A 26,530-nucleotide genomic window follows, 5' to 3' on the forward strand; every position below is an offset into this window, starting at 1 on the left:
TGGTATGTGGAAATTAATTGTTCGCAGAACACTGATCACTATCCCGCAAATAATTGTATTAAGTTTATTGGTCTTTATTTTAGCTCAAGCCATGCCAGGAGATGCATTAACAGGATTGATCGACCCAAGTATTGATCCCGCTACTATCGAGGCAATGCGTGAACGTCTCGGGTTAAACAATCCTTGGTATGTGCAGTACATCGACTGGATTAAAGGAGTCTTACAAGGTGATTTTGGTCAATCATTCCGCTTTAAAATGCCAGTATCTGAATTAATTGGCGGGCGAATGATTAATACGTTGTGGTTGTCTTTAGCAACATTGATTTTAACGTATTTGATCGCTATTCCTCTTGGAATCATTAGTGGCCGTTTTAATGACACGTGGTTGGACCGTGCGATTACAGGTTATACGTACATTGGCTTTGCAGCACCCTTATTCATTTTCGCATTAGTGATGTTGTTCATTTTTGGTTTCCAACTTGGTTGGTTCCCGACAAGCGGCAGTGTCGCACCTGGTACAGAACCAGGAACCTTTGCCTATTTCATCAGTAAAGTAAATCATTTATTATTACCGGCATTATCGATGGCTTTAATTACTACCGTATCTACCGTTCAGTACTTACGAAGTGAGATTATTGATACGAAACAAAAAGATTTTATCGTAACAGCTCGCGCTAAAGGGGCATCTGAATCACGGGTTTATAACCGCCATGTACTTCGTAACTCGTTGCTTCCAATTGCAGCATTCTTTGGATACGAAATCACAGGATTGATTGGGGGAACCATATTCATCGAAAACATTTTTGGCTATCCAGGAATGGGTGAGTTATTCCTATCTTCTATTAGTTTGCGTGATTATAGCGTCATGACAGCCCTTGTTCTGTTATTCGGACTTGCCGCAATTATTGGTGCGTTATTATCAGATATCATCTTAAGTTTAGTAGATCCACGTATCCGGATTAAATAATAAATGATAATTTTGAGGTGTAACTATGAGACTTGATAAAGACGTTGGAACACAAATTCCAGATTTGGATCTCGGTAAAAGCCCATCTGGATTTAGTATATTGCTAAGAGAATTAATACGAGATAAAGTAGCTTTTGTTTCTTTATTGTTTTTATTTCTAATTGTTGCTGGCGTATTCGGGACATCCATTATTTTGGATCAAGCTGAAATCATTAAAGTGGACTTGTTTGCTCTTTATGAAGCGCCATCTGAGATGTATTGGCTCGGCACCGATTACGGCGGACGAGATATTTTTGGTCAATTGATTATTGGGACGCGTAACTCTCTGGCTATTGGAATCATCGTTACGCTATTGACAGGAATTATCGGCATATTGGTCGGACTGATCTCCGGGTACTACGGAGGCACTGTTGATAATGTTTTCATGCGTTTTGTCGACTTTTTCATGGTCTTGCCAACGCTCATGATTGTCATCGCTTTTGTTACGGCTGTCCCTGGTTATAGCATTGTATCGTTTTCATTAATCATGACGGCTTTCTTATGGATGGGAATCGCCCGTCTAATTCGGTCTAAAGCATTACAGGAAAAAGAGTTGGATTACGTAAAAGCCTCTAAAACATTAGGGACGTCCGATTTTAAAATTATGTTTTTCCAAGTGTTACCAAACCTAAGTTCGATCATCATCGTGACGATGACGTTAAACTTAGCGGCAAATATCGGAATTGAATCTGGATTGTCCTTTTTAGGATTCGGTTTTCCAGAGTCAACTCCAAGTCTGGGGACGTTGATTAGTTACGCACGAAATCCTCAAACGCTGGAGCTGAGATGGTGGATTTGGTTACCTGCATCAATTCTAATTTTAGTATTGATGCTTAGTATAAATAATGTTGGGCAAGCGTTAAAACGCGCTACCGATGCCCGGCAGCGAAGAGGGTAACAAAATAGGGGGAGAAGGGGGAGAAATTGAACTGCGGCTAGAACAATTCAGTATACAGCAATTATTTCATTTAAAACTAGAGGGGGAAATAAAGAATGGGGAAGAATAACAGGTCTAAGTTTTTACTCTTTTTAATCATATCTTTTGTCCTAATTTTGGCAGCTTGTAACGGTGACGATAAAGCGAAAGACGGCGACGACAAAGGCGCTGAAGACGGAGATAAAAAGAAAGACGGCATGTATTCAATAGAAGATTTTAGCAATGTTAAAACCAATGAAGGCGAAGCCATTGATGGTGGAACGATTACATTTGGTTTAGTATCCGATACGGTATTTGAAGGAACGTTAAACTGGAACTTCTACTCTGGTGCACCAGATGCAGAAATTTTAAACTGGTTTGATGAAGGCTTGTTAACGTGGGATGAAAACTACGTGTATACAAATGATGGAGCTGCGACATATGAAATTTCAGAAGATGAACGCACATTTACATTCAAAATCGGCGATAATGTCAACTGGCACGACGGCGAGCCTGTAACTGCTGAAGACTGGCAGTTTGCGCACGAAGTAATCGGTAACAAAGATTACGACGGTCCTCGCTACAACTCTGATTTCACGAACATTGAAGGAATGGAAGAGTATAACAGCGGAAAAGCTGATACGATTTCAGGCATTGAAGTAGTTGATGAGAAAACATTGAAAATTACGTACATCGAATCAACACCTTCTCTATTAACAGGAAGCATTTGGTCATATCCACTAGCGAAGCACATTTTTGGCGACATGGCAGTAGCAGATATTTCATCTTCACCAGAAGTTCGTCAAAACCCAATTGGTTTTGGACCGTTTAAAGTAGACAGCATCGTACCTGGTGAGTCTGTAACGCTTACTAAAAACGAAGACTACTGGCGCGGAGCACCAAAACTTGATGGCGTGACAATCAAAGTAATTAGCAGTTCAACAGTTGTTCAAGAATTGGAAACGGGTGGCGTTGACTTGATCAGTGATTTCCCAGTAGATCAATTCCCGGACAATGCTGAAATGTCTAACGTTGAATACTTAGGTACGATTGATCGTGCTTATACGTATATTGGCTTTAAACTTGGAACATGGGATGCAGAGAAAAACGTAGTAGCGCCTAACCCAGATGCGAAAATGGGCGATGTCGAACTTCGTCAAGCAATGTGGCATGCTGTAGACAACACGGCAGTTGGCGAGCGTTTCTATAATGGATTACGTTGGAATGCAACAACATTGATTCCACCGTCGCATCCTGAATTCCATGACGATAAAAACGAAGGCAGAGCGTATGATCCTGAAGCCGCAATGAAGCTTTTGGATGATGCAGGATATGTTGATACGGATGATGATGGATTCCGTGAAGATCCGGAAGGCAAACCACTTGAAATCAACTTTATTTCGATGACGGGTGGAGACACTGCTGAGCCATTAGCTCAATACTATGTACAATCATGGGAAAAAGTTGGATTAAAGGTAAACTTGGAAATGCTTGAGTTTAATACATTCTACGACCGTGTTGGTAACGGCGGAGAAGACGATCCAGAAGTAGATGTCTACCAAGCAGCTTGGGGAGTTGGAATTGACGTAGATCCTTCAGGTCTTTACGGAGCTGAAGCTCTATACAATTTTGCTCGCTGGGAAAACGAAGACAACGAGCGTCTTTTAAAAGAAGGCCGTTCACCAGAAGCATTCGATTTAACATACCGTCAAGACGTATACAAAGAGTGGCAGCAGTTGATGGTTGATGAAGTGCCGGTATTCCCGACTCTATATCGCGCATTACTTAGCCCGGTTAACAATCGCGTATTGAATTATGCAATCGGTGATGGAACTGGCATTTACTTGTCTGATCTTGCTGTGAGTGAAGAAAAAGCAATTACAGCAGAATAATAACCAAATAAAAAAGAGCTGCGATTTTGCAGCTCTTTTTTTATTTTCTTTTACGTCCAAGACCCATAGCATTTTCCATCTTCGTTAAGGTTTTAGTGGCTAGGAAATTAGCTTTTTGGGCACCTGCGTCAAGAATGGTATCTAATTCGTCAGAATCAAGAAGTAAGGCATAACGTTCCTGAATAGGAGCTAAATGTTTGATAACAGCTTGTGCAACGGAAGATTTAAAATCTCCATACCCCGCCCCTTCGTACTTTGTCACCAAATCATCGATACTTTCGCCAGTTAACGCAGCTTCGATTGTTAAAAGGTTGGCAACACCAGGCTTATTGATTGGGTCGTAGCGAACAATTCCTTCTGAATCAGTGACAGCACTCTTAATTTTCTTTTCAATTGTTTTCAAGTCATCAAGCAAAGTGATCATTGCTTTTTTGTTGGGATCAGATTTACTCATTTTCTTTGTAGGGTCTTGCAAGGACATAATACGTGCGCCATTTTTAGGAGTACGTATATCAGGCATAGTAAAGACATCGTTGTACTTCCGGTTAAATCTCTCTGCTAAATCACGCGTCAATTCAATATGCTGTTTTTGATCATCGCCAACAGGTACAATATCAGTTTGATACAAAAGAATATCGGCTGCCATCAATGGCGGATACGTTAACAATCCTGCCAAAACAGAAGCATTTTTCGCCGATTTGTCTTTATATTGTGTCATGCGTTCTAGTTCTCCGATGGTTGAAACACATTGTAACATCCATCCGGCTTGTGCATGCGCTGGAACTTCCGATTGAATAAACAAAGTTACTTTTTCGGGATCAATTCCAACGGCTAGATAAAGTGCCGCCAACGCCTTAATATTTTTACGTAACGCTAGTCGATCTTGAGGCATTGTAATGGCGTGTTGATCAACAATACAAAAAATACAATCATATTCATCTTGCAGCTCAGTAAACTGTTTAAACGCACCTATGTAATTTCCGAGTGTTACCGTACCAGTAGGCTGAACGCCTGAAAAAATTTTCTTCTTGGTCATTATTATTCCTCCTCAAAGTAAAAAACACAGCACACATCCCCTAAAAAAGGGACGAATGATGTGTTTTCCGCGGTACCACCCTAGTTGCCGTCACCGGCCACTCTTCTTCATAACGTGAAGAACACGGAATCAGCTACTACCTATTCACCGATTCAGCTCAAAAGTCCATTCGATGCAGCACTCCATCTGTTTTCACCAACCACAGACTCTCTTATAGAAGGAACTGCATTTACTCTTCTTTTTCATGGCTCATTTTATATCCTATTATTATAATACATAACCAATTTAGGAAGCAATACTAAAGGCTATAAATTACTAGGCAAACCATCATGATCAGCAAGGTGATCGTGCCAGTAAGGAGCAGATACGAACTGGAAAAAGCAATCACTTCAGAAGGCGGCCGCATCTCATCATCTTCAAGAGTCGATTTTAGCTTGAAAGCCTTTCTCATACTTATAGTGAATATATCAAACACACCTGTTCGAACGACAAAAACCCAAGAACCCAAAAACAATAAAATGCCGCCGTAAACAAATGAATTATTAATATACGACAACAACGTGACATGATCAGTCCTAAAAAAAGCAGTAATTAAAATCAATACTTGAATAATTACGATAGAAAAAAACAATTTTTTCAAAATTGGCACCTCGATTCTTACCAATTGTAGAAGAAATTCTAAAAAAAATCAAAATATTTTTTGTTTATCGTAGACTGCGTAAACGCTTACAAATCCAACATTCTCAAGGTTTCTTGTAATATCAATGTAACGCAATTGTTACAAGAGTGTAAAAATTAGCAAAAAAGTTCTGTACAAGAAAAAATATGTATGTATAATTAAGAGTGTACCAAGTTTTCAGAAAATTCGAGGGGGTCAATTTAGTGAAAAACAGTAAGATTTTTTGGCTACTAAGCCTAGTTTTAGTTCTAAGTGCTTTTCTAGCAGCGTGTGGTGGCGGCGATGAAAAAGAAACTGGAACTGACAAACCAGATGACAAAGAGACAGCTGGGGAATTAGACTCAGAGCAAGTATTGAACTTAATGGAAAGCGCAGAAATTCCAACAATGGATCTTTCATTAGCTGAAGATGCAGTTGCGTTTAACATTTTCAACAATGTTAACGAAGGTCTATTCCGTTTAAATCAAGAAAGCGTAGCTGAACCAGCACTTGCGGATGGCGAGCCTGAAGTCAGCGAAGATGGACTAACTTATACATTTAAATTGCGTGACTCAAACTGGTCAGATGGAACACCTGTTACTGCTAAAGATTTTGTCTACTCTTGGCAACGTTCAATTGACCCTGCTACAGGATCTCCATACGGAGCATACATGATGGGCGGATCAATTTTAAATGCTACTGATATTGCTGAAGGAAAAATGGAACCAACTGAACTTGGAGTTACGGCTGTAGACGACAACACGCTTGAAGTAAAGCTTGAACGTCCAGTACCTTACTTTATGTCATTAATGTCTTTCCCAACTTTCTATCCACAGAACGAAGCTTTCGTAACTGAAAAAGGTGACGCTTACGCTTCTAACTCTGATAACTTGATCTTCAACGGACCATTCACATTGACTGATTGGGACGGAACTGGTTTAACTTGGAAAATGCAGAAAAACCCTGAATATTGGGATGCTGAAACAGTTAAACTTGAAACAATCAACTGGGACGTAGTAAAAGAACCTGCTACTTCAGTTAACCTTTACAACTCTGGTGAAAAAGATCGTGCTGCGTTGAGCGGTGAATTTGCAATGCAATACGCAAATGACGAAAACTTAGTAACTGATTTGGAACCAACTGTTTTCTACTTCAAACTGAACCAAGAACGTAAGGGCGAGAAAAATGCTCTTGCAAACGTAAATATCCGTAAAGCAATCGCGTCAGGCTTTAACAAGCAAGATCTAGTTGACGTAGTATTGGCTAACGGTTCACTACCAGCAACATTCTTAGTGCCAACTGAGTTTGCTTTTGATGAAAACAAAGCGGACTTCCGTGAAGTTAATGGCGACCTAATTGAATTCGATGCTGAAGAAGCTGCAAAACTTTGGGCTACTGGTCTTGAAGAATTAGGAGTGGAAGAAGTGACACTTGAAATCTTGGGTGGCGACACTGAAACTGCTAAAAACATGGACGCTTATTTGAAAAACCAACTTGAAACAAATCTTGAAGGGTTGACAATCAACCTTAAAGCAGTACCTTTTGGAGTTCGTTTAGAACTTGATGAAGCTCAGGACTATGACATTCAAACAGCTGGATGGGGACCAGATTATCAGGATCCTATGACATTCATCGACTTGTTCGTTACTGGATCTCCTCAAAACAAAATGGCTTACTCGAACCCTGAGTATGATGCTTTAGTTGAATCAGCTAAAGGCGAACTAGCAACAGACCCAGCTGCACGTTGGGAAGCAATGGCTAAAGCTGAAAAAATTCTTCTAGAAGATGATGCAGCTATCGCGCCACTTTACCAACGCGGAGCAATGGCTCTACAACAACCGTACGTAAATGACATTATTAAACACCCATTCGGTGGAGATTTCTCTTACAAATGGGCATACATTTCGGGCAAATAATAACTTAATCCCGCTACTGTGAAAACAAAATAGAAAGAGAGTATATCGTATTTTGGATCGGTATACTCTCTTTTCTAATGCTAAGTAATTGACGGAAAATTACCACTTTTCTGCTAAATCATGAATGCTGCAAATTCATTGTTTTTTGATGAATTTGTCAAATAGAATTATTTTTGGAGGTGCACCATGGCGAAGTATATTGGCAAGCGTTTAATTTATATGTTTCTCACATTAGCATTAATTGCTACATTCACTTTTTTCTTAATTAAGATTTTACCAGGTTCCCCTGTTGCTTCCGCAGATAAATTATCTCCAGAACAAAGGGCAGTTGTAGAGGCTAGATATGGTTTGGATAAACCACTCCCGGTTCAGTATTTTGACTATATGTTTGGTCTCGTACAAGGAGATCTAGGAATTTCTATCAACCAGTTTAAAGGAGCAGAAGTGACAGATGTCATTTTAAGTCGAATGGGTCCATCCGCTCAAATTGGTTTCCAAGGCATGCTGCTTGGCACCGTTTTAGGAATACTTTTGGGAATGGTTGCCGCTTTAAGACAAAACACTTGGGTTGATTACACCAGCACATTCATAGCGATTGTCGGAATATCAATTCCTTCTTTTGTTTTTGCTTCACTCTTGCAATATTGGTTCGGATTAAAATGGGGACTGTTCCCAGTGGCTTTGTGGAAAGATGGCTTTATGTCCAGCGTACTGCCTTCTGTCGCGTTAGCGATGTTCCCACTTGCTACAGCAGCACGTTTTATCCGGACAGAAATGATTGAAGTTCTTGGGTCGGATTATATTACATTAGCAAAAGCTAAAGGCGCAAGCGGATCAGAAATTGCATTTAAACATGCGTTTCGTAATGCGTTGATTCCATTGATTACGGTTTTAGGACCGATGGCTGTAGCTATTCTAACGGGGTCACTTGTTGTTGAACAAATTTTCGCAATTCCAGGTATCGGGGAGCAATTTGTTAAATCGATTATTGTCAGCGATTTCTCCATCATTATGGGAACTACTATTTTCTTCTCAGTATTCCTGATTGTGGTGATCCTATTGGTAGACATTTTGTATGGTGTCATTGACCCTCGTATCCGTCTTTCAGGAGGTAAAAATTAATGACTCAGAAAATTGATAAAATCCCAGAACTGCCGCAAGGTTCGTTTGAGCGGATTACATTAGATTCGAAGCAAGCTGAACGCATTACAAAACCAAGCGTTAGTTTTTGGCAAGATGCTTGGTACCGTATTCGGAAAAACAAAGGTGCTTTGTTCAGTCTAATTCTCTTTGGTTTGATTGCAATCATGGCCTTTTTAGGACCAGTGATTAGTCCTTATGAGCCTAATGCGCAAACGATTACTCATGCAAACTTACCGCCGAAAATTCCGGGTATAGAAAAATTAGGGATTTTAAATGGTGTTGGAACTTTGGGTGGCCAAAAAGTCGATCTGTATGAAATGAAAAATGTCGAAGTCAATTATTGGTTTGGTACAGATGGACTTGGCCGCGATATGTTTTCTCGTGTGTGGAAAGGGACTCAAGTGTCCTTGTTCATTGCTTTTGTAGCAGCAGCAATTGATATGTTAATTGGTGTAATCTACGGGGGTGTTTCAGGATACTTCGGCGGGCGTGTGGATGACTTCATGCAGCGGATTGTCGAAATCCTGACAGGTATTCCGAACTTAGTTGTTGTTATCTTGTTTATCTTAATTATGGACCCCGGAATACTGGCCATTATTATTGCCTTAACCATAACCGGATGGACCGGAATGTCCCGGGTCGTCCGTGGGCAAGTTCTTAAATATAAGAGTCAGGAATTTGTTTTGGCTGCCCGTACTTTAGGTGCCAGCGATAGTCGCATTATATGGAAGCATTTAATGCCAAACGTTTTGGGCGTAATTATTATCAATACAATGTTCACCATTCCAAGTGCTATTTTCTTTGAAGCTTTCTTAAGCTTTATCGGTCTAGGTCTTCAAGCACCAGATGCTTCGCTTGGTACATTAATCAATGATGGTTACGCGTTAATCCAATTTGCGCCGCATATTTTAGCATTCCCGGCCATCTTGCTGAGTTTGATTATGATTGCGTTTAACTTGATCGGTGATGGACTTCGTGATGCCCTCGATCCGAAGATGAAAGATTAAGGAGGAAAGTTTATAATGGAGAAAATTTTACAAGTAAAAGACCTTGAACTTTCCTTTAATACCCAAGGTGGGGAAGTTAAAGCGATACGTGGGGTCAACTTTGATTTATATAAAGGTGAAACTTTAGCAATCGTTGGAGAGTCGGGTTCAGGAAAATCTGTTACGACAAAATCCATTATGCGTTTGCTACCAGAACAATCAGCAGAATTTAAAAATGGTGAAATTTTGTTCGGAGGTCAAGATTTAACGAAATTGAGTGATCGCGAGATGCAGAAAATCCGTGGAAAAGAAATATCGATGATTTTCCAGGATCCAATGACTTCTTTAAATCCGACAATGCCAATTGGCCGTCAGTTAACAGAGCCTTTGTTAAAACATCAGAAAATTAGTAAGACAGAAGCAAAAAAAGTTGCGATCGACTTGTTGCGTTTGGTCGGCATGCCAAAACCTGAACTGCGGATGAAACAATATCCTCACCAATTCTCAGGTGGACAGCGCCAGCGGATCGTGATCGCCATTTCATTAGCTTGTAACCCGAAAATTTTGATCGCGGATGAGCCCACAACTGCACTGGATGTGACAATTCAAGCGCAAATATTAGAGTTAATGAAAGACTTACAAAAGAAAATTGATACTTCAATTATTTTCATTACACACGATCTTGGTGTCGTAGCCAACGTAGCCGATCGCGTAGCCGTTATGTACGGAGGGAAAATTGTTGAAATCGGCACAGTGGATGAAATTTTCTATAACCCGCAGCATCCATATACATGGGGCTTGTTGAGTTCAATGCCTTCACTCGATACAGAAGATGCAAAGCTGTATGCGATTCCAGGAACGCCTCCTGATTTGTTGGATCCACCAAAAGGAGATGCTTTTGCTCTTCGAAGCGAATATGCACTAAAAATCGATATGGAGCAAAATCCGCCATTCTTCAAAGTCAGTGATACGCACTCTGCTGCAACTTGGTTGTTGCATCCAGATGCGCCTCAGGTAGAACCACCTTTGACCGTTATTGAACGCATGAAGAAATTCCCGGGAAGCAGATATTATGAAGGGGGCGCGGTATAATGGCTGAAAAGTTACTCGAAATTAAAAACCTAAAACAGTATTTCAATATCGGTAAAGCAAACGAAGTCCGCGCAGTAGATGACATTAGCTTTGATATTTACAAAGGCGAAACTTTAGGACTTGTTGGAGAGTCAGGCTGTGGAAAATCCACGACTGGACGTTCGATCATCCGTTTATATGATGCAACAGATGGTGATGTTTTCTACGAAGGTGAAAATGTTCATGGGAAAAAATCAAAGCAAGATTTAAAGAAATTTAACCGCAAAATGCAAATGATTTTCCAAGATCCTTATGCTTCGTTAAACCAGCGCATGAAAGTTATGGATATTATTGCTGAAGGCATCGATATTCATGGCTTAGCAAAAAATGCAACAGAACGTAAAAAAATGGTTTATGACTTGCTGGAAACAGTAGGTTTGAACAAAGAACACGCGAACCGATATCCGCATGAATTCTCAGGTGGACAGCGTCAGCGTCTTGGAATTGCCCGTGCTTTAGCGGTAGATCCTGATTTTATCATTGCCGATGAGCCTATTTCTGCACTAGACGTTTCAATTCAAGCGCAGGTTGTAAACCTACTGAAAGAACTTCAAATTGAAAAAGGATTAACATTCTTATTCATCGCGCATGATTTATCAATGGTTAAATACATTTCAGATCGTATCGGTGTTATGTATTTTGGTAAATTAGTAGAGCTAGCTCCTGCTGAAGAGTTATACAAGAATCCATTGCATCCATACACGCAATCCTTGTTATCAGCGATTCCGTTGCCAGATCCAAACTATGAACGCAACCGGGTACGTAAATCATATGATCCTGCTGTACACGAATACACAAAAGCTGATGATGTTCGGATGAGAGAAATCAGTCCTGGCCACTTTGTTCAATGTTCAGAGCGCGAACTTGAGTCTATAAAAGCAGCTGCAGTGAAGTAAAGAAAAGCGATGTCCTTATGGGCATCGTTTTTTTAATTACTCTTTTCTTCATATATAACAACTCTATTCACTATTCTCGTAATTTCCTTATTTTATAAGTCAAATAAATGATAGAATGGAAGAACGATGGATAAAGAAAAACTTTAACGAGCAGACCTTTCTTTATTAGTACTCATCGTTAGTCGCCTTAATGCAATAATGGAAAAAGGAGTGCAGCAAATGATGAAAACGTGGAAATGGATGACCGTTTGTGCAGTGAGCATTAGTTTAGTAAGTATAGGAAATGTATATGCAGATGAAGAAGATAAAACGCCTGATTTTACACAGCGTGCCTATGAAACAGCTGAACTTGACTCTCAGGTATTGGCATCATCCAAACTATTCAAATTTGATTCTGGACTGGAGTTTACTTACCCAGATGCTGTACGAGGAATTTTTGTAACGGCCCATTCGGCTGGAGGAGAACGCTTTGATTCGCTAATTAATCTTGTGGATAAAACAGAATTAAACGCTATGGTTATTGATATAAAAGAAGACTTAGGCTACTTAACGTACATACCTGAAGAAGGTTCAGATTTGGCGAAACTGGATATGGGACAAGCCCTAATAAAAGATCCGCGAGCAATGCTAGAAAAATTAGAAAAAAAAGAGATCTATCCGATCGCCCGCGTCGTTGTATTTAAAGATACCGTCTTAGCTGAACAAAGGCCGGAGCTAACATTTATGGACGGAGATCAAGTATGGAAAAATAACCGCGGAGAATCGTTTGTGAATCCATTTCTAAAAGAAGTATGGGATCATAATGTTCAAATTGCCATCGAAGCAGCAAAGCTTGGATTCAAAGAAATCCAATTCGACTATGTCCGCTTCCCAGAAGGTTTTGAGAACCGGGCGAATGACTTAACTTATTCACTCGGTGATTACGAAGATTCTGCTGCTGACCCTATACAAAGAAGAGTCGAGGCCGTGACAGAATTTGTGGCTTACGCTAAAGAACAATTACAACCTTATGGAGTAGAAGTATCAGTCGACATTTTCGGCTATGCGGCTACTTTGCCAGAAGCGCCAGGTATCGGTCAGAATTTTTCGAAGATCTCTGAAAATGTCGACGTGATTTCATCCATGATTTACCCGAGTCACTGGACCTCTTATTTTGGAATCGCAAAACCGGACTTAGAACCTTATCAACTAGTGACAGAATACGCGAAAGTAGAAAACCAAGTGCTAGCAAGCTTAGACAATGCACCTGTTTCAAGACCTTGGCTTCAAGACTTTACAGCGAGTTACTTAGGCGCTGGTAATTATAAGCGATACGGAAAAGTAGAAGTAGAGGCTCAGATCAAAGCACTCAATGATCAAGGAATAGAAGAGTTTCTGTTGTGGAACGCTGGAAATTCGTATTCCGAGGGGGTAGATTATACGCCTTAAAAATGTATTCAAGAAATCACTCATTAAATTATCTAGCTTAAAATGAAACCTTTTTCAGACTGAAACGTAATATATAAGTATGAAAGACATTTTCAAAAAGAAATGGTAAATGAGAATAAAATATTTTGATTTGGGAGTTTACGACAAAAAGAAACAGGGTAAATTTAAGATATAGCTTACAAAGTATAAAGAAAATATAGTCAAAATGTGACGAAATGCTTCTTTTTTAATTTATTTATTGAGATAGACTATTAAAATAGCTCCAATCGTTGTATAATGAATGTAGAGCCTCTAAACTATAATGATTCTAAATTGAAAAAAGAAATACACTAAAATTTTCATGAATCCGAAAGGAAGTGCTCCACTATGATGGTTACACTATTTACTTCTCCGAGCTGCACATCTTGCAGAAAAGCAAAAGCATGGCTTGAGGAACATGACATTCCATATACAGAACGCAATATTTTCTCTGAGCCACTAACTATTAGTGAAATTAAAGAAATCTTACGTATGACTGAAGACGGTACGGATGAAATCATCTCTACTCGTTCTAAAATATTCCAAAAATTAAATGTAGATGTTGAGAGTTTACCGCTTCAGCGTTTGTATGAGTTAATTCAGGAGCATCCTGGTTTGTTGCGTCGTCCGATTATTATGGATGAAAAACGCCTTCAAGTAGGATACAATGAAGATGAAATTCGTCGATTCCTACCACGTAAAGTCAGAGCTTATCAGTTGCTTGAAGCTCAGCGTATGGTGAACTAATAATAAATGCATTAGCTGCCCGGTCTTTATGGTATTTCATAAGAGATCTTCGGGCAGCTTTTCTTTATCCTAAATTAGTTGCATAAATCAGTTAAGTAGATTAAACTCTATGTACTTGCAACTGCCAGTAGAGATAGGCATAAACTTTTTCTTTATCTGCAATAGAAGTTATACTTATTTAAAGTAATACAGCACGGCTCTGAGGAATGTTCTCTTAGTCCAAACCGTAAAGGAGAGGTGTAAAATGGAAATAGAACGCATAAACGACAACACAGTTAAATTTTACATTTCCTATCTCGACGTTGAAGAGCGAGGGTTTAGCCGTGACGAAATCTGGTTTAACAGAGATAAAAGTGAAGAGCTTTTTTGGGAAATGATGGATGAAGTCAACGAAGAGGCCGATTTCGTAATGGAAGGTCCACTGTGGATCCAAGTCCAGGCTATGGACAAAGGTCTTGAAGTGACTGTGACACGCGCTCAATTAACTAAAGATGGGCAAAAACTCGACTTGCCTGATGATATAGAGGAACGTCGAAAAATGTTTGCAAGCGAAGATGCAGCTGCTCCAGAATTTGATGAATTCGAGCCAGTTTTTGAAGAACCTGATGTTAAGAAACTTGAATATACATTTGTCTTCTCAGAAGTGGAAGAATTGCTACCGATTGCAAGGCGCTTAATGTACGTGCCGATTGCATCAGCTATCTACCATTTCGACAACAAGTATTATCTTTATACAAATTTCGATGAAATTCTTCATTCACAAGAAGACATCAAAAATAATGTCAGCATCATTGCAGAGTATTTGCGTACTTCACCTGTCACAATTCACCGTCTTGAAGAATACGGTAAACCTATTTTTACAGAGGATGCACTTTCAAATGTGCTTCACTATTTCGGCTAAGATCTCCTGAGAAGGAGATCTTTTTTTTGTTGCCAAACTCCTGTTAATTTCATAAACTGAATAAAAGGAGAGTGATTACTATATTAGTGGCCAAAACCAAGCGCCAGGAATTATTTTATTTAACCGGCAAGCATACACGACAAGAATTGCAGGAAATTCGTTTGCAAGAACAGTTTTATTGCCCCTCCTGTCAAGCCTCGCTGCTGTTGAAAATTGGACAAATTAATATTCCTCATTTTGCACACAAAACTCTTTCAGACTGCGACCATTCCAGCGAACCTGAATCCTCTTTACATCTTCATGGTAAACTTCTGCTTTATCACTTCTTCCAACAGTTAAAATTCAACGTTGAACTAGAACAATACTTACCCCCGATTCGCCAGCGTGCGGATCTTTTAGTCGATAGCCATTATGCTATTGAATTCCAATGTAGTTCAATACCTGTCTCGCAGCTTGTGCAACGCTCTAAAGGTTACCTAACAATCGGTATTCAGCCTATCTGGATTAAAGGCTTAAAAGAGCCTTGCCAAGAAGAAATTGGACTGCTTCGGATAAAATCAGATGAACTTGCAATGCGACAAAGTGCAGGTCAGGTTTCTTTTATTCTTTTGTTTTATCCGCCGAATAACCAATTTTATTATCAGTCTAATTTGTTTTATGTGAGTCCAAACCGGTGGGTAGGGAAAACTAAGTCACTTCAAGCGACTAAACAGATTTTTCCTTTTGCATTGCCGAAGCCGTTATCAAAAGAGGAATTCAAAGTGGTCATGGAAGTTTTTTACCAGGTGAAAAAGAAATATATCCGCAATCAGTTATATGCCGAAAATCGGATCAAAAATGTATTTTGTCGGCTGTGCTATGAATTGCGAGTAGATGTGATGAATGTTCCGAAATTAGTTGGAATTCCTTTACTGGGTGCAGACTGCATAAAGCAGCCTGCTATACTGTGGCAATTACAAGTTGTAGTGGCTTACGATAAAGGCATTTCAATAGCGGCGTTGGTAGCTTCAGGGAAATTGACTTTAACCAATCCTGCACTAACACAACAAGCCGTGCAAATCATGGAAGATTATTTGTCTCTATATGTAGCTTTTAAAGACAAAAAACTGGAGAATGCCAATCTTTTGGATATCGTCTATGATATCTATTGCAAAAACTTGAGAAAATTGAGAAAATAAGGTGTAGTTCGATTCCCGAAAGAATGGAATAGAGGAGGAAATAGAATGGTTGAAAAAGTACTGACAAGAGAAGAAGTTCCAACAGAATTGACATGGCGATTGGAAGATATATTTGCGAGTGATGAGCTTTGGGAAAAAGAGTTTGAAGAGGTTACTGCTCTTAGCGATAAAGCAGAATCGTATCAAGGAAAGCTACAACAAAGTGCAGAATCTCTTTATGAGGTGTTGGTTTATAAAGATGAGTTGACGGAGCGCTTGAGACGTCTTTATACTTACTCGCACATGCGTTACGATCAAGATACGACCAATTCAAAATACCAAGCACTAGACAGTCGAATCAAATCGTTATTTGCAAAAGTATCAGCAGGTTTGTCATTTTTAACACCTGAAATTTTAGCTCTAGACGAATCGACTTTAAATGAATATGTCGCAAACCATAAAGGATTGAGTTTATACAAGCAAGCACTTAAAGAATTAAATTCGATGCGTCCTCATGTGTTACCGGCTGAACAAGAATCTTTAATGGCTCAAATGTCAGAAGTCGCCCAAGCGTCTTCCGAAACATTTGGCAGCTTAAACAATGCAGACCTTGAATTCCCAGTTATAGAAGATGAATCTGGCCAACAAGTTCAAATTACACACGGCAATTATATTCGGTTCTTAGAAAGTAGCGACCGCCGCGTACGTGAAGATGCTTTTAAAGCGGTTTACGCGACGTACGGCAAGTTCCGGAACACCTTTGCATCTACCTTATCAGGTAACATCAAACGCGATAATGTAAATGCGCGAATCCGTAAATTCGATTCAGCTCGCCAAGCGGCTTTAGCTGACGACCATATTCCAGAAGCGGTTTACGATAACTTGGTTGAAACGGTCAATGACAATCTTCACTTATTGCATCGCTATTCTGCTTTGCGTAAAGAAGTACTAGGACTCGACAAAGTTCATATGTGGGATCTGCATACACCACTCGTTCCAGAAGTGAAGATGGAAATGCCTTACGATAAAGCAACAGGCGTTATGCTAAAAGGGCTGGAAGCTCTAGGAGATGAGTATGTAGGAATTGTCAAAGAAGGCATCGATAACCGCTGGGTAGACGTGAAAGAAAACAAAGGCAAGCGCAGCGGAGCTTATTCATCAGGAGCATATGGAACCAATCCGTATATTTTGATGAACTGGCAAGATAATGTGAATAATTTGTTTACGCTGGCGCATGAATTTGGCCACAGTGTCCATAGTTATTATTCACGCAAAAATCAGCCTTATGTTTACGGGGATTATTCGATTTTTGTCGCAGAAGTGGCTTCTACAACAAACGAGGCTTTATTGAATGAATACATGGTCGAGGCAACGGATGATGACCAGGAACGTATTTACTTATTGAACAATTGGCTTGATGGCTTCCGTGGCACTGTATTCCGTCAAACGATGTTTGCCGAGTTTGAACATATGATCCACAAAATGGACCAAGACGGTGAAGCATTGACTGCAGATCGCTTAACAGAAGTTTATTACGAGCTAAATCAAAAATATTATGGACCTGACGTCGCAGCTGATGAAGAAATTGGGTTGGAGTGGGCACGCATTCCACACTTTTACTATAATTATTATGTCTTCCAATACGCCACTGGATTTAGTGCAGCTACAGCATTGAGCAAAGGCATTCTAGAAGAAGGGCAACCTGCAGTGGACCGCTATATCAATGAATTTCTCAAGGCGGGAAGCTCAGATTACCCAATAGAAGTACTAAAAAAAGCCGGTGTTGACATGACCCAATCAAAAGCTGTTAAAGAAGCTTGCATGGTATTTGAAGAAAAATTAAACGAACTCGAAAAATTATTGCTGAATAAATAATATTAAAAAGAAGCAGCCCTCATGAGGTTGCTTCTTTTTAATATTATTTAAGAATAACAAGCGAGTGGTTTGAAGATTTCATTGTGACTACAAATATGACAAGTTTGTGAAATCGCTTGTGAAATATTGATTTAACTATTATTCCATGATAAGATAATCTTGTGAAATAAATCACATACAAACATACACCCCTTTGTTTGAGCGTGAACATTTCTCCCATCCCCTTTGTGTAATATAGAAAGACGCCTTCCGGACGTGGAAGGCGTCTTTTACGTTTAATAGAAGGATGAATTTAGTCAAGTCCGAACGATTGTGTAAAATTAGCTACACTGTTTCTAACCTTATTTTGTTAAGCTCTTTTTCTGGCTATAAAGCGTCTTCTCCTGGTGCATGAGGACAGCCCCAATCAGGCGGAAAGCGGATTGCGTATTCGGAAAGATTCGGATGACACGTTCTCTGCGGCGAACCTCCTGGTTCAGGCGTTCCAAGGAGTTGGTGCTGCGGATGTGGACGTGGCGGTTCACGGGCTCGTTCATGTATTGGATCGTGTCATCAAAGCCTTCATCCAAGATAGCGAGTGCTTTTGCATACTTAGGCTGGTCGGCGAAAGCGGTGAACAGGTCCTCTTTGAAATTACGCATATCCTCGATGGTCACTGCCTGAAAGAGGCGTTTCAGCTGAAGACGAAATTCTTCTGAATCTTTTTTCGGTAATTTATCGACGATGTTGCGTTTGAAGTGGACGTTACAGCGTTGCCAACTCGTGCCGATGAATTCCCGCTGGATCGCTTTTTTCAACCCCTTATGGGCGTCTGAAATGACGAGCTTGGGCGACTGGAGCCCTCGGGATTTGAGTTCCTGGAAGAAGCTTTGCCAGCTTTCGAAGCTCTCCGCGTGATCCACTTTCAGCCCCAGGATTTCCCGGCGGTTATCTTCGGTTATAGCCGTGGCGATATAAACCGCTTTGGAAACGACACGGTTGTGTTCACGCACTTTGATGTACATGGCATCCACAAAGACATACGGATAATAGGTGACGTTCAGTGGCCGTGCGGCCCACTCCTTGACGACCGGATCCAGTTTGGTCGTTAACGAAGAGACGAACGACTTGGAGACGCTTTCCCCGCACAGCTGCTCGACAACATGTGTGACTTTGCGCGTGGAGACACCGTTAACGACCATTTCCAGCATCGACAGCATGAGCGCTTGGTCACAGCGAGCGAATTTTTCAAAGGCAGAAGTGGAGAACTCACCGCTGCGCGTGCGCGGCACTTTCAGTCGGATTTTTCCGATTCCGATCGTGTAATCCCTTTCGTAATAACCATTACGTTGGTCAAGACGCTCAGATGAGCGTTCATAGCGCTCAGCTTGCAGGTATTCGTCCCGTTCATTTTCCATGTACGCATTCAACACCAGAACTACCGACGATTTCACGACGGCTTCCATGTTCGAGTTCAAGACAGAGTCTTTCAATAAATCCATATCTACGCTAAAATTAAGGTGGGTCATCATCAATTCCTCCAATGTGATCGTGGTTGTGAACATTGTAGCACAGGGATTGATGGGGCCCTTTTTCCTTTTACACAATTATATGGACTTAATCATGAATTTTTTTATTTTATCCTAAAATTTGGTGATACTGTCCGATTTGAATGAAATACTGTCCAAATTGGCCAAATACTGTCCAATTCAGCTCGAATACTGTCCAACTTACATAAATACTGTCGAAACGCATAATAAACGCTTAAAAAAATAACCTGTCTCCCAAAGTTGGGAGGCAGGTTATTTAACTTTCCATAACGTTTCTTTCGGCATGCAAATGCGTTCTAGTTTTTGTTGAAGTACTTGTTTTTTTAACTCACATTCTGCTGTTTGTTCAGAAATGTTGTATATAGAAGCAATTTCTCTAGTTGCCATTGTCGAATATTTAGTGAAAAGATCATCTAAAGAAGGTGGAGTTTGTCGATTTAAACTTTCTTCTCCCATCATCTCTTGTAAAATGGTTTGATAAACGTCATATGAATAAAGTCCAGATACTTTTACACCTTCATCTTCAATGCATTCATTGAAAAACACGATGCTTGGCACTTCGTTAATTTCCATTTCTCGAGTAATCTTTAAATCGCATTGAAACGCTTTTGCGGTATGCACCGAATGAAAATCCAATTTAAATTCTTCTTGGTCTAGCTCGGCTTCTTCTGCAATCTCTAACAAAACGCTGTAAGAAGAAACGTCTTTTGACTGAAGAAAGAGGTGTTCTTGCAATTTGTGGAGAAATCTATTTCCTGAACGTTTTCCTTGAAGCTCTGCCGCTTTGATCGCAACGGAAGGTAACACGGGATGAGTCAAGTTGTCGGTCTCGATATTTGCTGAAAGTATTGTTTTATTTAAGTTGAGTAATTGTGTACTTAGCACAATACGCATGGAAAAATAATGGCCATATTCAATTTGTAATTTTCGAATGACTCCTTGCATCTCCCAGCATTCTGGGTTGAGCGGATCCACAAAAACATACAGCTCCATTGGTTTAAAAGAACTCACAGGTTCATGAATTTCTTCGACCAAATCTAAGTTACTCACTCCAACTCCTCCTCACTATCAGACTCATTGACCATATGATGTGCCGTTAAAACAAGTCTGTTGTATAAGGTTTCACGGAACATTCCATTTAGCCCCACTTCATCCATCGCTTCGCTCATGCACTCTAACCAAGCTTGAGCTCGAGTAGGGGTGATGGCAAATGGGTTATGTCTTGCTCTTAGTCTCGGATGTCCATGTTCTTCTGAATAAAGATTCGGTCCACCTAAATATTGGGTTAAAAATTGTTTTTGTTTACGGGCGGTTTCTGAAAGGTCATTTGGGAAAATAGGCTGCAGCTTTGGATGTGCCGCTACGTGAGCATAAAATGCGTCGACTAGCTGTGATAATGTTTCCGCACCAATCTCTTCATACGGAATAATCGGTTTTCCAGTCATCATCGTGTCTCCTTTGCTTTAGCTGTCATTTCATTCTAACAACGGATCCCGAATATCTCAAACAAATCGACTGCAGAGCTGCCAGGATTTGGGGATTGAAACTAGTAATCAGTAGAACGTGCTGCAGCAGATTTCATGAAACGCGCAATTTTCTTATCTGCTGGACGTTGTTGAATGCCTTGTTGCTGCAAGAAATTCAAAAAGTTTTCCTGACCAGTTGCAGCATCGGAAACTTCGTATTCCAATTCGAAATCTTCTTGTCCATTGTATTCGGAATGGTCAAGTACCAATAAGCCTTGCAAGTATTCAAATTCCACACGATGGGTCGTTAAGGTGCCGATTGATGTTAACTTTTCTGTTAGCACCTCAAGTTTTAACAGTGCTTCGGCTACTTCTGTAGCTTCGAAAGACTGTAATTCAAGCATGCGACGTGCTTGTTCATTAGTCAATTGATCGGTAATTTCGTAATGTCCAACTGGGGCTGGAATTTTTAAGGTACATTCAAAGTGCTTGTTTTTATCGCGTATGCGCAATGCGCTAAGTTGCTGTTTTAATTGGAAATCAGCGGTATCAAAATAATGATTGTGTTGGGTGATGGGGCCACTATGAAAATCGGAATAATCTTTCAGTAAACGGGTATATTCTTCTTTTGTTAGCATGTTTTTAAATTCGATTTCAAGTTCTTTTGTCATGAAAAACACCTCTCTAGTAACTTCATTATCGGATAGTTGGATGCAAACTGCAACGAATGGCAGAGCTGTGTTAAAATATCATTATCAACAAGCTAGAAAGGAAGGTTCGATTTGCATAAATTAGTGGCAGTAAACAGGACCGAAATAACTGAAAAAAACATTGAGTTTATTATCGAAGAAATGGAACCGGCCGAAGCGCTTGAAGCATCCGGTCAAATGTTGACAGATTCTGATCATCAAGCGTTTGTCTATTTGTTGGACACAGGTACTGATTATATATATGTCCAATTTAAACTACATACATGGCCAGCGTTAACGCAAGCGTTACAACTGAAAAAAGTTCCGCTTCTGACGTGGGGTAAGCAAATTATGCCATTAGCAAATTTTCACGAAGAACTGTGGATGCTGGTGGAAAACATAGAAGGCAACGACAATTACGGGGAAGATTTCCGTACCGCTGTCGAGCAAGCATTTCATGAGGCACTTGCTTCACGAGCTTAAAAGAAGTAAGGGGGTCCGGTGATGGGGCAATGGAATCGATTTTTAGCACCATATAAACAAGCAGTAGACGAATTAAAAATTAAATTTAAAGGAATGCGGAGCCAATTTGAAAATGACAACACCAATTCGCCAATCGAATTTGTAACGGGACGTGTCAAACCGTTAGCAAGTATTTACGATAAGACTTTAGAAAAAGGGATTGCGTTTGAACCCTCTGAAAAGCTTGCGCATCAATTGCAGGATATCGCGGGTATTCGAATGATGTGTCAGTTTGTAGGGGATATTGAAACCGTAGTAGCTTTACTAAAACAACGTAAAGACTTGCGAATTGTAGAGGAAAAAGACTATATCTCAAACGAAAAGCAGAGCGGCTATCGATCGTACCACGTAATTGTAGAATATCCTGTTCAAACGATTAACGGCGAGGAACTGATTTTAGCAGAGATCCAAATCCGTACGCTGGCTATGAATTTTTGGGCTTCAATCGAGCATTCCTTGAATTATAAGTACAAAGGCGTTTTTCCAGAAGAAATAAAAAATCGGCTTCAACGAGCAGCAGAAGCCGCGTTCCAACTAGACGAGGAGATGTCCCAGATTCGGGATGAAATTCAAGAAGCCCAAGCTTATTTCACCGAGTTTAAGGAATCTCCCGGTACACATTTTTTGAGTGATAGAGAAGGAGGTCGAGCAGAACGATGAAATTTCATATCATATCGAGAACAGACAAATTATCCAATGACTTGATGAGGACCGCAAAAGACTATTTAGAGGATTTTGGCATGGAATGGAACGAGGAATCGCCAGACGTTGTTTTGTCTATCGGCGGAGATGGGACGTTGCTTCACGCTTTTCACAAATACAGCGAAAAGTTGTCAGAAGTCGCTTTTGTCGGAATACACACCGGTCATCTTGGCTTTTATGCCGATTGGAAACCGATTGAAATTGAAAAGCTTGTTTTGTCTATCGCGAAAAAAGAATATGAAGTAATCGAATATCCTTTACTTGAAGTCAGCATTCATTATCAGAACTTAGACGACCCCGCTGTTTATTTGGCTTTGAACGAGTCGACGGTAAAATCTCCTGATGTGACATTGGTAATGGATGTCTTTTTGAATGAAAGTCATTTCGAACGTTTTAGAGGAGATGGGTTGTGCATGTCGACCCCTTCAGGCAGTACAGCTTACAACAAAGCATTAGGCGGTGCCATCATCCATCCATCGCTGCAAGCAATGCAATTGACGGAGATGGCATCGATCAATAACCGTGTCTTCCGAACAGTCGGTTCCCCACTGGTGCTGCCTGGGCATCATAAATGTGCATTGCGCCCTGTTAAGGCCCCTGATTTTATGGTTACCGTCGATCACTTACAACTGCTCCACAAAGACGTTAAATCAATCGAGTATAAAGTGGCCAAGGAAAAAGTACGCTTTGCGAGATTCCGTGCATTTCCATTTTGGCAACGTGTCCACGACTCGTTTATCGACAGTGAGCTTTCAGATTGAATGCCATGAAACCTTTTCAATTGACGTATACCGCTGAAAATCCAGGATTGCTCCGAGACGCGCTAGGAGGATGGGGCATCTCCAAACGGACACTAGCTTCTGTTAAATACGGAGGTGGTCAAATTCTGGTGAATGGTGCAGAAGTAACGGTCAGGCATGCCTTAGAAAAAGGGGATGCTGTGACCGTTATTTTTCCGAATGAAGAACATGGCAAAGGCTTAAGCGCAGAAGACGGACCACTGGAAATTGTCTACGAAGATGAAGCGCTGCTAATTGTGGAAAAGCCGCCTATGCAAAATACGATCCCGTCCCGTGAGCATCCTTTTGGCAGTTTAGCCAATATTGTTGCAAAGCATTTTAATGACCATGGGATTCCGTCTACTTTGCATATCGCAACTCGACTCGACCGTGACACTTCCGGACTTGTTTGCATCGCAAAAAATCGCCATATTCATCATATGATTTCATTGCAACAACAGGAAAAAAAGATGAAGCGGCGATATGAGGCGCTAGTTCATGGACTTTTAGAAAAAGAAAAATTTACGATAACAGCTCCGATTGGTCGAAAAAACGCCAGCATTATCGAGCGAGAAGTTCGGGAAGACGGTCAATTTGCGGAAACTGAAGTTTGTTTGCTTCAAAAGTTAGCAGGCTATTCGCATGTTTCTTTGCAATTAAATACGGGAAGAACCCATCAAATACGCGTTCATTTAGCGCATATTGGTCATCCCTTAGTTGGAGATGATTTGTATGGTGGCAAGAGAAATCTCATAAAGCGCCAAGCACTGCATTGTACAGAGTTGGAATTGATCCATCCAGTTACAGACGAAAGGCTGTTCTTCCATTCGTCATTAAATGGGGACATGCAGTCGTTGATTTAAGTGTAACGATAAAAGCGGTCTGGTTGATAAGGCTGTTCGGAAGAGACGGATACGATTTCTTTTTCAGGAAAACGGAAGGCTGTTAACGAACCCCCAAAAACACAGCCGGTATCAATATTGACGGTGTTGTTGATAAAATAAGGTTCTCTCGTCGGCGTATGACCATAAACGACCCATTTAGGACCTTTATAGGATTTGGCCCAGTCGCGGCGAACAGGGCGACCATCAGCGTGAAACTTTCCCGTAATATCGCCGTATAGTACAAAGACCGCGATGCCTCTACTCAGCGGCTTTCCAACCATTTCAGCCTTTAGTCCGGCGTGAGCAACGATTAAATCATGATCAAGTTGTTGGTAATGAGGCAACTGTTCATAAAACTCAAGATAGCGTTTGCGAAATTGCTGTTGTTCTTGTGGAGGCAGCATTTTCCATTCGGCCACGGTCATTTCTAAGCCGTGAGCAAGCTGGACATCATGTCCTTTGAAAAAGCGGAAAAGTTTATTGCAATGATTGCCAGGGGAATAGTAAAGAATACCCTCGTCCTGTAAGGCGAATAATAAACGTAGAACTTCAAGTGATTCAGGACCGCGGTCCGTGGCATCTCCAACAAAAGCGAGTTGCCTGTTTTCAGGATGAATAAAGACATCTCGCTGTTTTTCGTACCCTAATCGATCAATGAGCTTTAGTAGCTCCTGGTAGCAGCCATGAATGTCACCAATTACATCAAATTTCATCGAACACACCTCTTTTTAAAAATTTACTATACATATGAGTGGTACAGCGTATAGACTACTATAGCAAGCATAGAAGATCTTCGAAAGGAGGGAGTATACATGATGGAAGAAAAAGTAGTACGCGATGAAGAATTAAACGAAGCATTGTTCACTGAATTACTTATACGCGGAGATGTTAAAGAATTCCGTGATGAGTTTTTATCCCACCATCCATACGACCAAGCAAGTTTTTACGAGAAGGCGGATTCGGGGACAAGGCAATTGCTGTATCAGTATCTCTCTCCTAAAGAGATGGCGGATTTGTTTGAAGCGATTGAATTAGATGATGATGATTACGAAGATCTATTTCTCGAGATGGATGCTCGTTATGCTTCTGATTTGTTGTCCTATATGTACACAGATGACGCGGTAGATATCTTAAATGAATTAAATAAAGAGCAGGTCGCCACTTATTTAACAATCATGGATAAAGAATCGGCGCAGCAAATTAAAGATCTACTGCATTACGAAGAGTATACGGCAGGTTCCATTATGACGACAGAATTTGTGGCTGTACCGAAAAATTCGACAGTACGTTCTGCGATGAATATTCTTCGTAATGCAGCACCTAATGCTGAAACCATCTATTATGTATTTGTCGTTGATGATGACAAGAAGCTGTCAGGCATTGTCACGTTAAGGGATTTGATTCTTGCAGAAGAAGATACCCTGATTAGTGCTATTATGAACGAACGAGTGGTCAGTGTTTCGGTTAGCGAAGACCAAGAAGAAGTAGCGCGAATGATTAAGGATTATGACTTCCTGGCATTGCCGGTAGTCGATTTTCAACAGCATTTGCTAGGCATTATTACCGTCGACGATATTATTGATGTATTAGAAGAGGAAGCTTCAGACGATTATTCGAAACTCGCAGCTGTATCAGATATGGACACGTTTGACAAAAGTTCGTTGACTGCCGCTAAAAAACGGTTGCCTTGGCTGATTTTGTTAACATTTTTAGGTATGCTGACGGCCAATTTGATGGGTATGTTTGAAGCAACGCTGGACCAAGTGGCGTTATTAGCTGTTTTTATCCCACTTATTGCGGGTATGGCTGGTAACAGTGGCACACAAGCACTAGCTGTAGCAGTTCGAGGAATTGCGACAGGAGACATTGAAGAAGAAAGTAAAATGAAACTGTTATTTCGCGAAGCAGGTACGGGACTCATTACGGGCATTGTGTGCGGAGTCGTCGTTGTTGGCTTGGTTTACTTCTGGAAAGGTGAATTGTTAATCGGCATGCTCGTCGGAACTGCTGTTATGAGTTCTATTTTTGTCGCCACGTTAGCCGGTTCCTTTATCCCGTTATTAATTCATCGGATGAAGATTGATCCAGCTGTAGCATCAGGTCCTTTTATCACAACGTTAAACGATATTATTTCGATTTTAATTTATTTAGGCTTAGCTACAACTTTTTTGAGCCGCCTCTAGAAAAGTGCAAATTGCACTTTTCTTTTTTGTGATGTATTATTAGTACCAGGTAATAATAATCGACGCAGGA

General features: G+C 40.5%; 25 protein-coding genes and 1 other annotated feature. Of the genes, 18 read left to right on the forward strand and 7 right to left on the reverse strand.

Going from position 1 to position 26,530, the window contains the following annotated elements:
* Positions 1-4 precede the first annotated feature (4 nt).
* From opp4B to opp4A, 3 genes are all read left to right on the forward strand, one after another.
* Positions 5-967 (forward strand): oligopeptide ABC transporter permease, encoded by a 963-nt coding sequence (gene opp4B, locus AUO94_RS13625; RefSeq protein WP_058384735.1) that lies wholly within the window; start codon positions 5-7, stop codon positions 965-967.
* A 25-nt stretch (positions 968-992) separates the two neighbouring features.
* A complete protein-coding gene (locus tag AUO94_RS13630; RefSeq protein ID WP_058384736.1) occupies positions 993-1,904 on the forward strand; it encodes an ABC transporter permease in 912 nt (303 codons plus the stop codon).
* A gap of 95 nt (positions 1,905-1,999) precedes the next feature.
* Positions 2,000-3,814 carry an oligopeptide ABC transporter substrate-binding protein gene (gene opp4A, locus AUO94_RS13635; protein WP_058384737.1) on the forward strand — a complete coding sequence of 605 codons (1,815 nt, stop codon included), beginning with the start codon at positions 2,000-2,002 and terminating at the stop codon, positions 3,812-3,814.
* Between the two features lie 40 nt (positions 3,815-3,854).
* On the opposite strand, the gene trpS is transcribed toward opp4A, so the two are convergent.
* Both trpS and AUO94_RS13645 read right to left on the reverse strand, forming a co-directional pair.
* Positions 3,855-4,850 carry a tryptophan--tRNA ligase gene (trpS, locus tag AUO94_RS13640; RefSeq protein WP_058384738.1) on the reverse strand — a complete coding sequence of 332 codons (996 nt, stop codon included), beginning with the start codon at positions 4,848-4,850 and terminating at the stop codon, positions 3,855-3,857.
* Between the two features lie 44 nt (positions 4,851-4,894).
* Positions 4,895-5,105, reverse strand: a binding site (T-box leader).
* 43 nt (positions 5,106-5,148) lie between these two features.
* Positions 5,149-5,490 carry a DUF3899 domain-containing protein gene (locus AUO94_RS13645; RefSeq protein WP_058384739.1) on the reverse strand — a complete coding sequence of 114 codons (342 nt, stop codon included), beginning with the start codon at positions 5,488-5,490 and terminating at the stop codon, positions 5,149-5,151.
* A gap of 242 nt (positions 5,491-5,732) precedes the next feature.
* Between AUO94_RS13645 and AUO94_RS13650 the strand changes: the two genes are divergently transcribed.
* From AUO94_RS13650 to pepF, 10 genes are all read left to right on the forward strand, one after another.
* Complete coding sequence (locus AUO94_RS13650; protein ID WP_058384740.1) at positions 5,733-7,424, forward strand: peptide ABC transporter substrate-binding protein; 1,692 nt, start codon at positions 5,733-5,735, stop codon at positions 7,422-7,424.
* Between the two features lie 186 nt (positions 7,425-7,610).
* Positions 7,611-8,546: an oligopeptide ABC transporter permease gene (gene opp3b / locus AUO94_RS13655; protein ID WP_058384741.1), complete on the forward strand. Its 936-nt coding sequence runs from the start codon at positions 7,611-7,613 to the stop codon at positions 8,544-8,546.
* Positions 8,546-9,574 (forward strand): oligopeptide ABC transporter permease, encoded by a 1,029-nt coding sequence (gene opp3C / locus AUO94_RS13660; RefSeq protein ID WP_058384742.1) that lies wholly within the window; start codon positions 8,546-8,548, stop codon positions 9,572-9,574. Before opp3b ends, opp3C begins: the two co-directional genes overlap by 1 nt.
* Positions 9,575-9,589: 15 nt before the next feature.
* A complete protein-coding gene (locus AUO94_RS13665; protein ID WP_058384743.1) occupies positions 9,590-10,645 on the forward strand; it encodes an ABC transporter ATP-binding protein in 1,056 nt (351 codons plus the stop codon).
* Complete coding sequence (locus AUO94_RS13670; protein ID WP_058384744.1) at positions 10,645-11,580, forward strand: ABC transporter ATP-binding protein; 936 nt, start codon at positions 10,645-10,647, stop codon at positions 11,578-11,580. Before AUO94_RS13665 ends, AUO94_RS13670 begins: the two co-directional genes overlap by 1 nt.
* 219 nt (positions 11,581-11,799) lie before the next feature.
* Positions 11,800-13,008, forward strand: coding sequence for a putative glycoside hydrolase (locus AUO94_RS13675; protein WP_082707549.1), 1,209 nt, complete (start codon positions 11,800-11,802; stop codon positions 13,006-13,008).
* Between the two features lie 369 nt (positions 13,009-13,377).
* On the forward strand, positions 13,378-13,773 hold the full coding sequence (spxA, locus tag AUO94_RS13680) for a transcriptional regulator SpxA (RefSeq protein WP_008429739.1): 396 nt from the start codon (positions 13,378-13,380) through the stop codon (positions 13,771-13,773).
* A gap of 244 nt (positions 13,774-14,017) precedes the next feature.
* On the forward strand, positions 14,018-14,674 hold the full coding sequence (gene mecA / locus AUO94_RS13685; protein WP_058384745.1) for an adaptor protein MecA: 657 nt from the start codon (positions 14,018-14,020) through the stop codon (positions 14,672-14,674).
* Positions 14,675-14,835: 161 nt separating this feature from the next.
* A complete protein-coding gene (locus tag AUO94_RS13690) occupies positions 14,836-15,852 on the forward strand; it encodes a competence protein CoiA (RefSeq protein ID WP_470382006.1) in 1,017 nt (338 codons plus the stop codon).
* Between the two features lie 45 nt (positions 15,853-15,897).
* Entirely contained in the window at positions 15,898-17,706 is a 1,809-nt protein-coding gene (gene pepF / locus AUO94_RS13695) for an oligoendopeptidase F (RefSeq protein ID WP_058384747.1), read from the forward strand.
* Positions 17,707-18,047: 341 nt separating this feature from the next.
* On the opposite strand, the gene AUO94_RS13700 is transcribed toward pepF, so the two are convergent.
* From AUO94_RS13700 to AUO94_RS13715, 4 genes are all read right to left on the reverse strand, one after another.
* A complete protein-coding gene (locus tag AUO94_RS13700) occupies positions 18,048-19,214 on the reverse strand; it encodes an IS256 family transposase (RefSeq protein ID WP_058384748.1) in 1,167 nt (388 codons plus the stop codon).
* Positions 19,215-19,487: 273 nt separating this feature from the next.
* The gene (locus AUO94_RS13705; RefSeq protein ID WP_058384749.1) at positions 19,488-20,285 is read right to left on the reverse strand and encodes a ClpXP adapter SpxH family protein; all 798 of its coding nucleotides are present in this window, start codon (positions 20,283-20,285) and stop codon (positions 19,488-19,490) included.
* Complete coding sequence (locus tag AUO94_RS13710; RefSeq protein WP_058384750.1) at positions 20,282-20,680, reverse strand: globin domain-containing protein; 399 nt, start codon at positions 20,678-20,680, stop codon at positions 20,282-20,284. The genes AUO94_RS13705 and AUO94_RS13710 overlap by 4 nt, the downstream gene beginning before the upstream one ends.
* Positions 20,681-20,781: 101 nt before the next feature.
* Positions 20,782-21,372 carry a CYTH domain-containing protein gene (locus AUO94_RS13715; RefSeq protein ID WP_058384751.1) on the reverse strand — a complete coding sequence of 197 codons (591 nt, stop codon included), beginning with the start codon at positions 21,370-21,372 and terminating at the stop codon, positions 20,782-20,784.
* Between the two features lie 111 nt (positions 21,373-21,483).
* Between AUO94_RS13715 and AUO94_RS13720 the strand changes: the two genes are divergently transcribed.
* From AUO94_RS13720 to AUO94_RS13735, 4 genes are read left to right on the forward strand one after another with little or no spacing between them, the layout of a single operon-like run.
* The gene (locus AUO94_RS13720; RefSeq protein ID WP_058384752.1) at positions 21,484-21,873 is read left to right on the forward strand and encodes a UPF0738 family protein; all 390 of its coding nucleotides are present in this window, start codon (positions 21,484-21,486) and stop codon (positions 21,871-21,873) included.
* A 21-nt stretch (positions 21,874-21,894) separates the two neighbouring features.
* On the forward strand, positions 21,895-22,572 hold the full coding sequence (gene yjbM, locus AUO94_RS13725; protein ID WP_058384753.1) for a GTP diphosphokinase: 678 nt from the start codon (positions 21,895-21,897) through the stop codon (positions 22,570-22,572).
* Positions 22,569-23,375 carry an NAD kinase gene (locus tag AUO94_RS13730; RefSeq protein ID WP_058384754.1) on the forward strand — a complete coding sequence of 269 codons (807 nt, stop codon included), beginning with the start codon at positions 22,569-22,571 and terminating at the stop codon, positions 23,373-23,375. Before yjbM ends, AUO94_RS13730 begins: the two co-directional genes overlap by 4 nt.
* Before the next feature lie 5 nt (positions 23,376-23,380).
* A complete protein-coding gene (locus tag AUO94_RS13735) occupies positions 23,381-24,256 on the forward strand; it encodes an RluA family pseudouridine synthase (protein WP_058386866.1) in 876 nt (291 codons plus the stop codon).
* On the opposite strand, the gene prpE is transcribed toward AUO94_RS13735, so the two are convergent.
* The gene (gene prpE, locus AUO94_RS13740) at positions 24,253-24,990 is read right to left on the reverse strand and encodes a bis(5'-nucleosyl)-tetraphosphatase PrpE (RefSeq protein WP_058384755.1); all 738 of its coding nucleotides are present in this window, start codon (positions 24,988-24,990) and stop codon (positions 24,253-24,255) included. The genes AUO94_RS13735 and prpE overlap by 4 nt on opposite strands.
* Before the next feature lie 99 nt (positions 24,991-25,089).
* On the opposite strand from prpE, the gene mgtE reads away from it, so the two are divergent.
* Entirely contained in the window at positions 25,090-26,460 is a 1,371-nt protein-coding gene (mgtE, locus tag AUO94_RS13745) for a magnesium transporter (RefSeq protein ID WP_058384756.1), read from the forward strand.
* Positions 26,461-26,530: the final 70 nt, after the last annotated feature.

The organism is Planococcus kocurii (genome assembly GCF_001465835.2).
In the GTDB taxonomy this organism is placed as follows: domain Bacteria; phylum Bacillota; class Bacilli; order Bacillales_A; family Planococcaceae; genus Planococcus; species Planococcus kocurii.

Excerpts from the sequence above, each read along its gene's own strand:
- opp4B (WP_058384735.1), top strand. The coding sequence starts at position 5 with ATGTGGAAATTAATTGTTCGCAGAACACTGATCACTATCCCGCAAATA.
- AUO94_RS13630 (WP_058384736.1), top strand. The coding sequence starts at position 993 with ATGAGACTTGATAAAGACGTTGGAACACAAATTCCAGATTTGGATCTC.
- opp4A (WP_058384737.1), top strand. The coding sequence starts at position 2,000 with ATGGGGAAGAATAACAGGTCTAAGTTTTTACTCTTTTTAATCATATCT.
- trpS (WP_058384738.1), bottom strand. The coding sequence starts at position 4,850 with ATGACCAAGAAGAAAATTTTTTCAGGCGTTCAGCCTACTGGTACGGTA.
- opp3b (WP_058384741.1), top strand. The coding sequence starts at position 7,611 with ATGGCGAAGTATATTGGCAAGCGTTTAATTTATATGTTTCTCACATTA.
- opp3C (WP_058384742.1), top strand. The coding sequence starts at position 8,546 with ATGACTCAGAAAATTGATAAAATCCCAGAACTGCCGCAAGGTTCGTTT.
- AUO94_RS13665 (WP_058384743.1), top strand. The coding sequence starts at position 9,590 with ATGGAGAAAATTTTACAAGTAAAAGACCTTGAACTTTCCTTTAATACC.
- AUO94_RS13670 (WP_058384744.1), top strand. The coding sequence starts at position 10,645 with ATGGCTGAAAAGTTACTCGAAATTAAAAACCTAAAACAGTATTTCAAT.
- AUO94_RS13675 (WP_082707549.1), top strand. The coding sequence starts at position 11,800 with ATGATGAAAACGTGGAAATGGATGACCGTTTGTGCAGTGAGCATTAGT.
- spxA (WP_008429739.1), top strand. The coding sequence starts at position 13,378 with ATGGTTACACTATTTACTTCTCCGAGCTGCACATCTTGCAGAAAAGCA.
- mecA (WP_058384745.1), top strand. The coding sequence starts at position 14,018 with ATGGAAATAGAACGCATAAACGACAACACAGTTAAATTTTACATTTCC.
- pepF (WP_058384747.1), top strand. The coding sequence starts at position 15,898 with ATGGTTGAAAAAGTACTGACAAGAGAAGAAGTTCCAACAGAATTGACA.
- AUO94_RS13700 (WP_058384748.1), bottom strand. The coding sequence starts at position 19,214 with ATGACCCACCTTAATTTTAGCGTAGATATGGATTTATTGAAAGACTCT.
- AUO94_RS13710 (WP_058384750.1), bottom strand. The coding sequence starts at position 20,680 with ATGACTGGAAAACCGATTATTCCGTATGAAGAGATTGGTGCGGAAACA.
- AUO94_RS13715 (WP_058384751.1), bottom strand. The coding sequence starts at position 21,372 with ATGACAAAAGAACTTGAAATCGAATTTAAAAACATGCTAACAAAAGAA.
- yjbM (WP_058384753.1), top strand. The coding sequence starts at position 21,895 with ATGGGGCAATGGAATCGATTTTTAGCACCATATAAACAAGCAGTAGAC.
- AUO94_RS13730 (WP_058384754.1), top strand. The coding sequence starts at position 22,569 with ATGAAATTTCATATCATATCGAGAACAGACAAATTATCCAATGACTTG.
- AUO94_RS13735 (WP_058386866.1), top strand. The coding sequence starts at position 23,381 with ATGAAACCTTTTCAATTGACGTATACCGCTGAAAATCCAGGATTGCTC.
- prpE (WP_058384755.1), bottom strand. The coding sequence starts at position 24,990 with ATGAAATTTGATGTAATTGGTGACATTCATGGCTGCTACCAGGAGCTA.
- mgtE (WP_058384756.1), top strand. The coding sequence starts at position 25,090 with ATGATGGAAGAAAAAGTAGTACGCGATGAAGAATTAAACGAAGCATTG.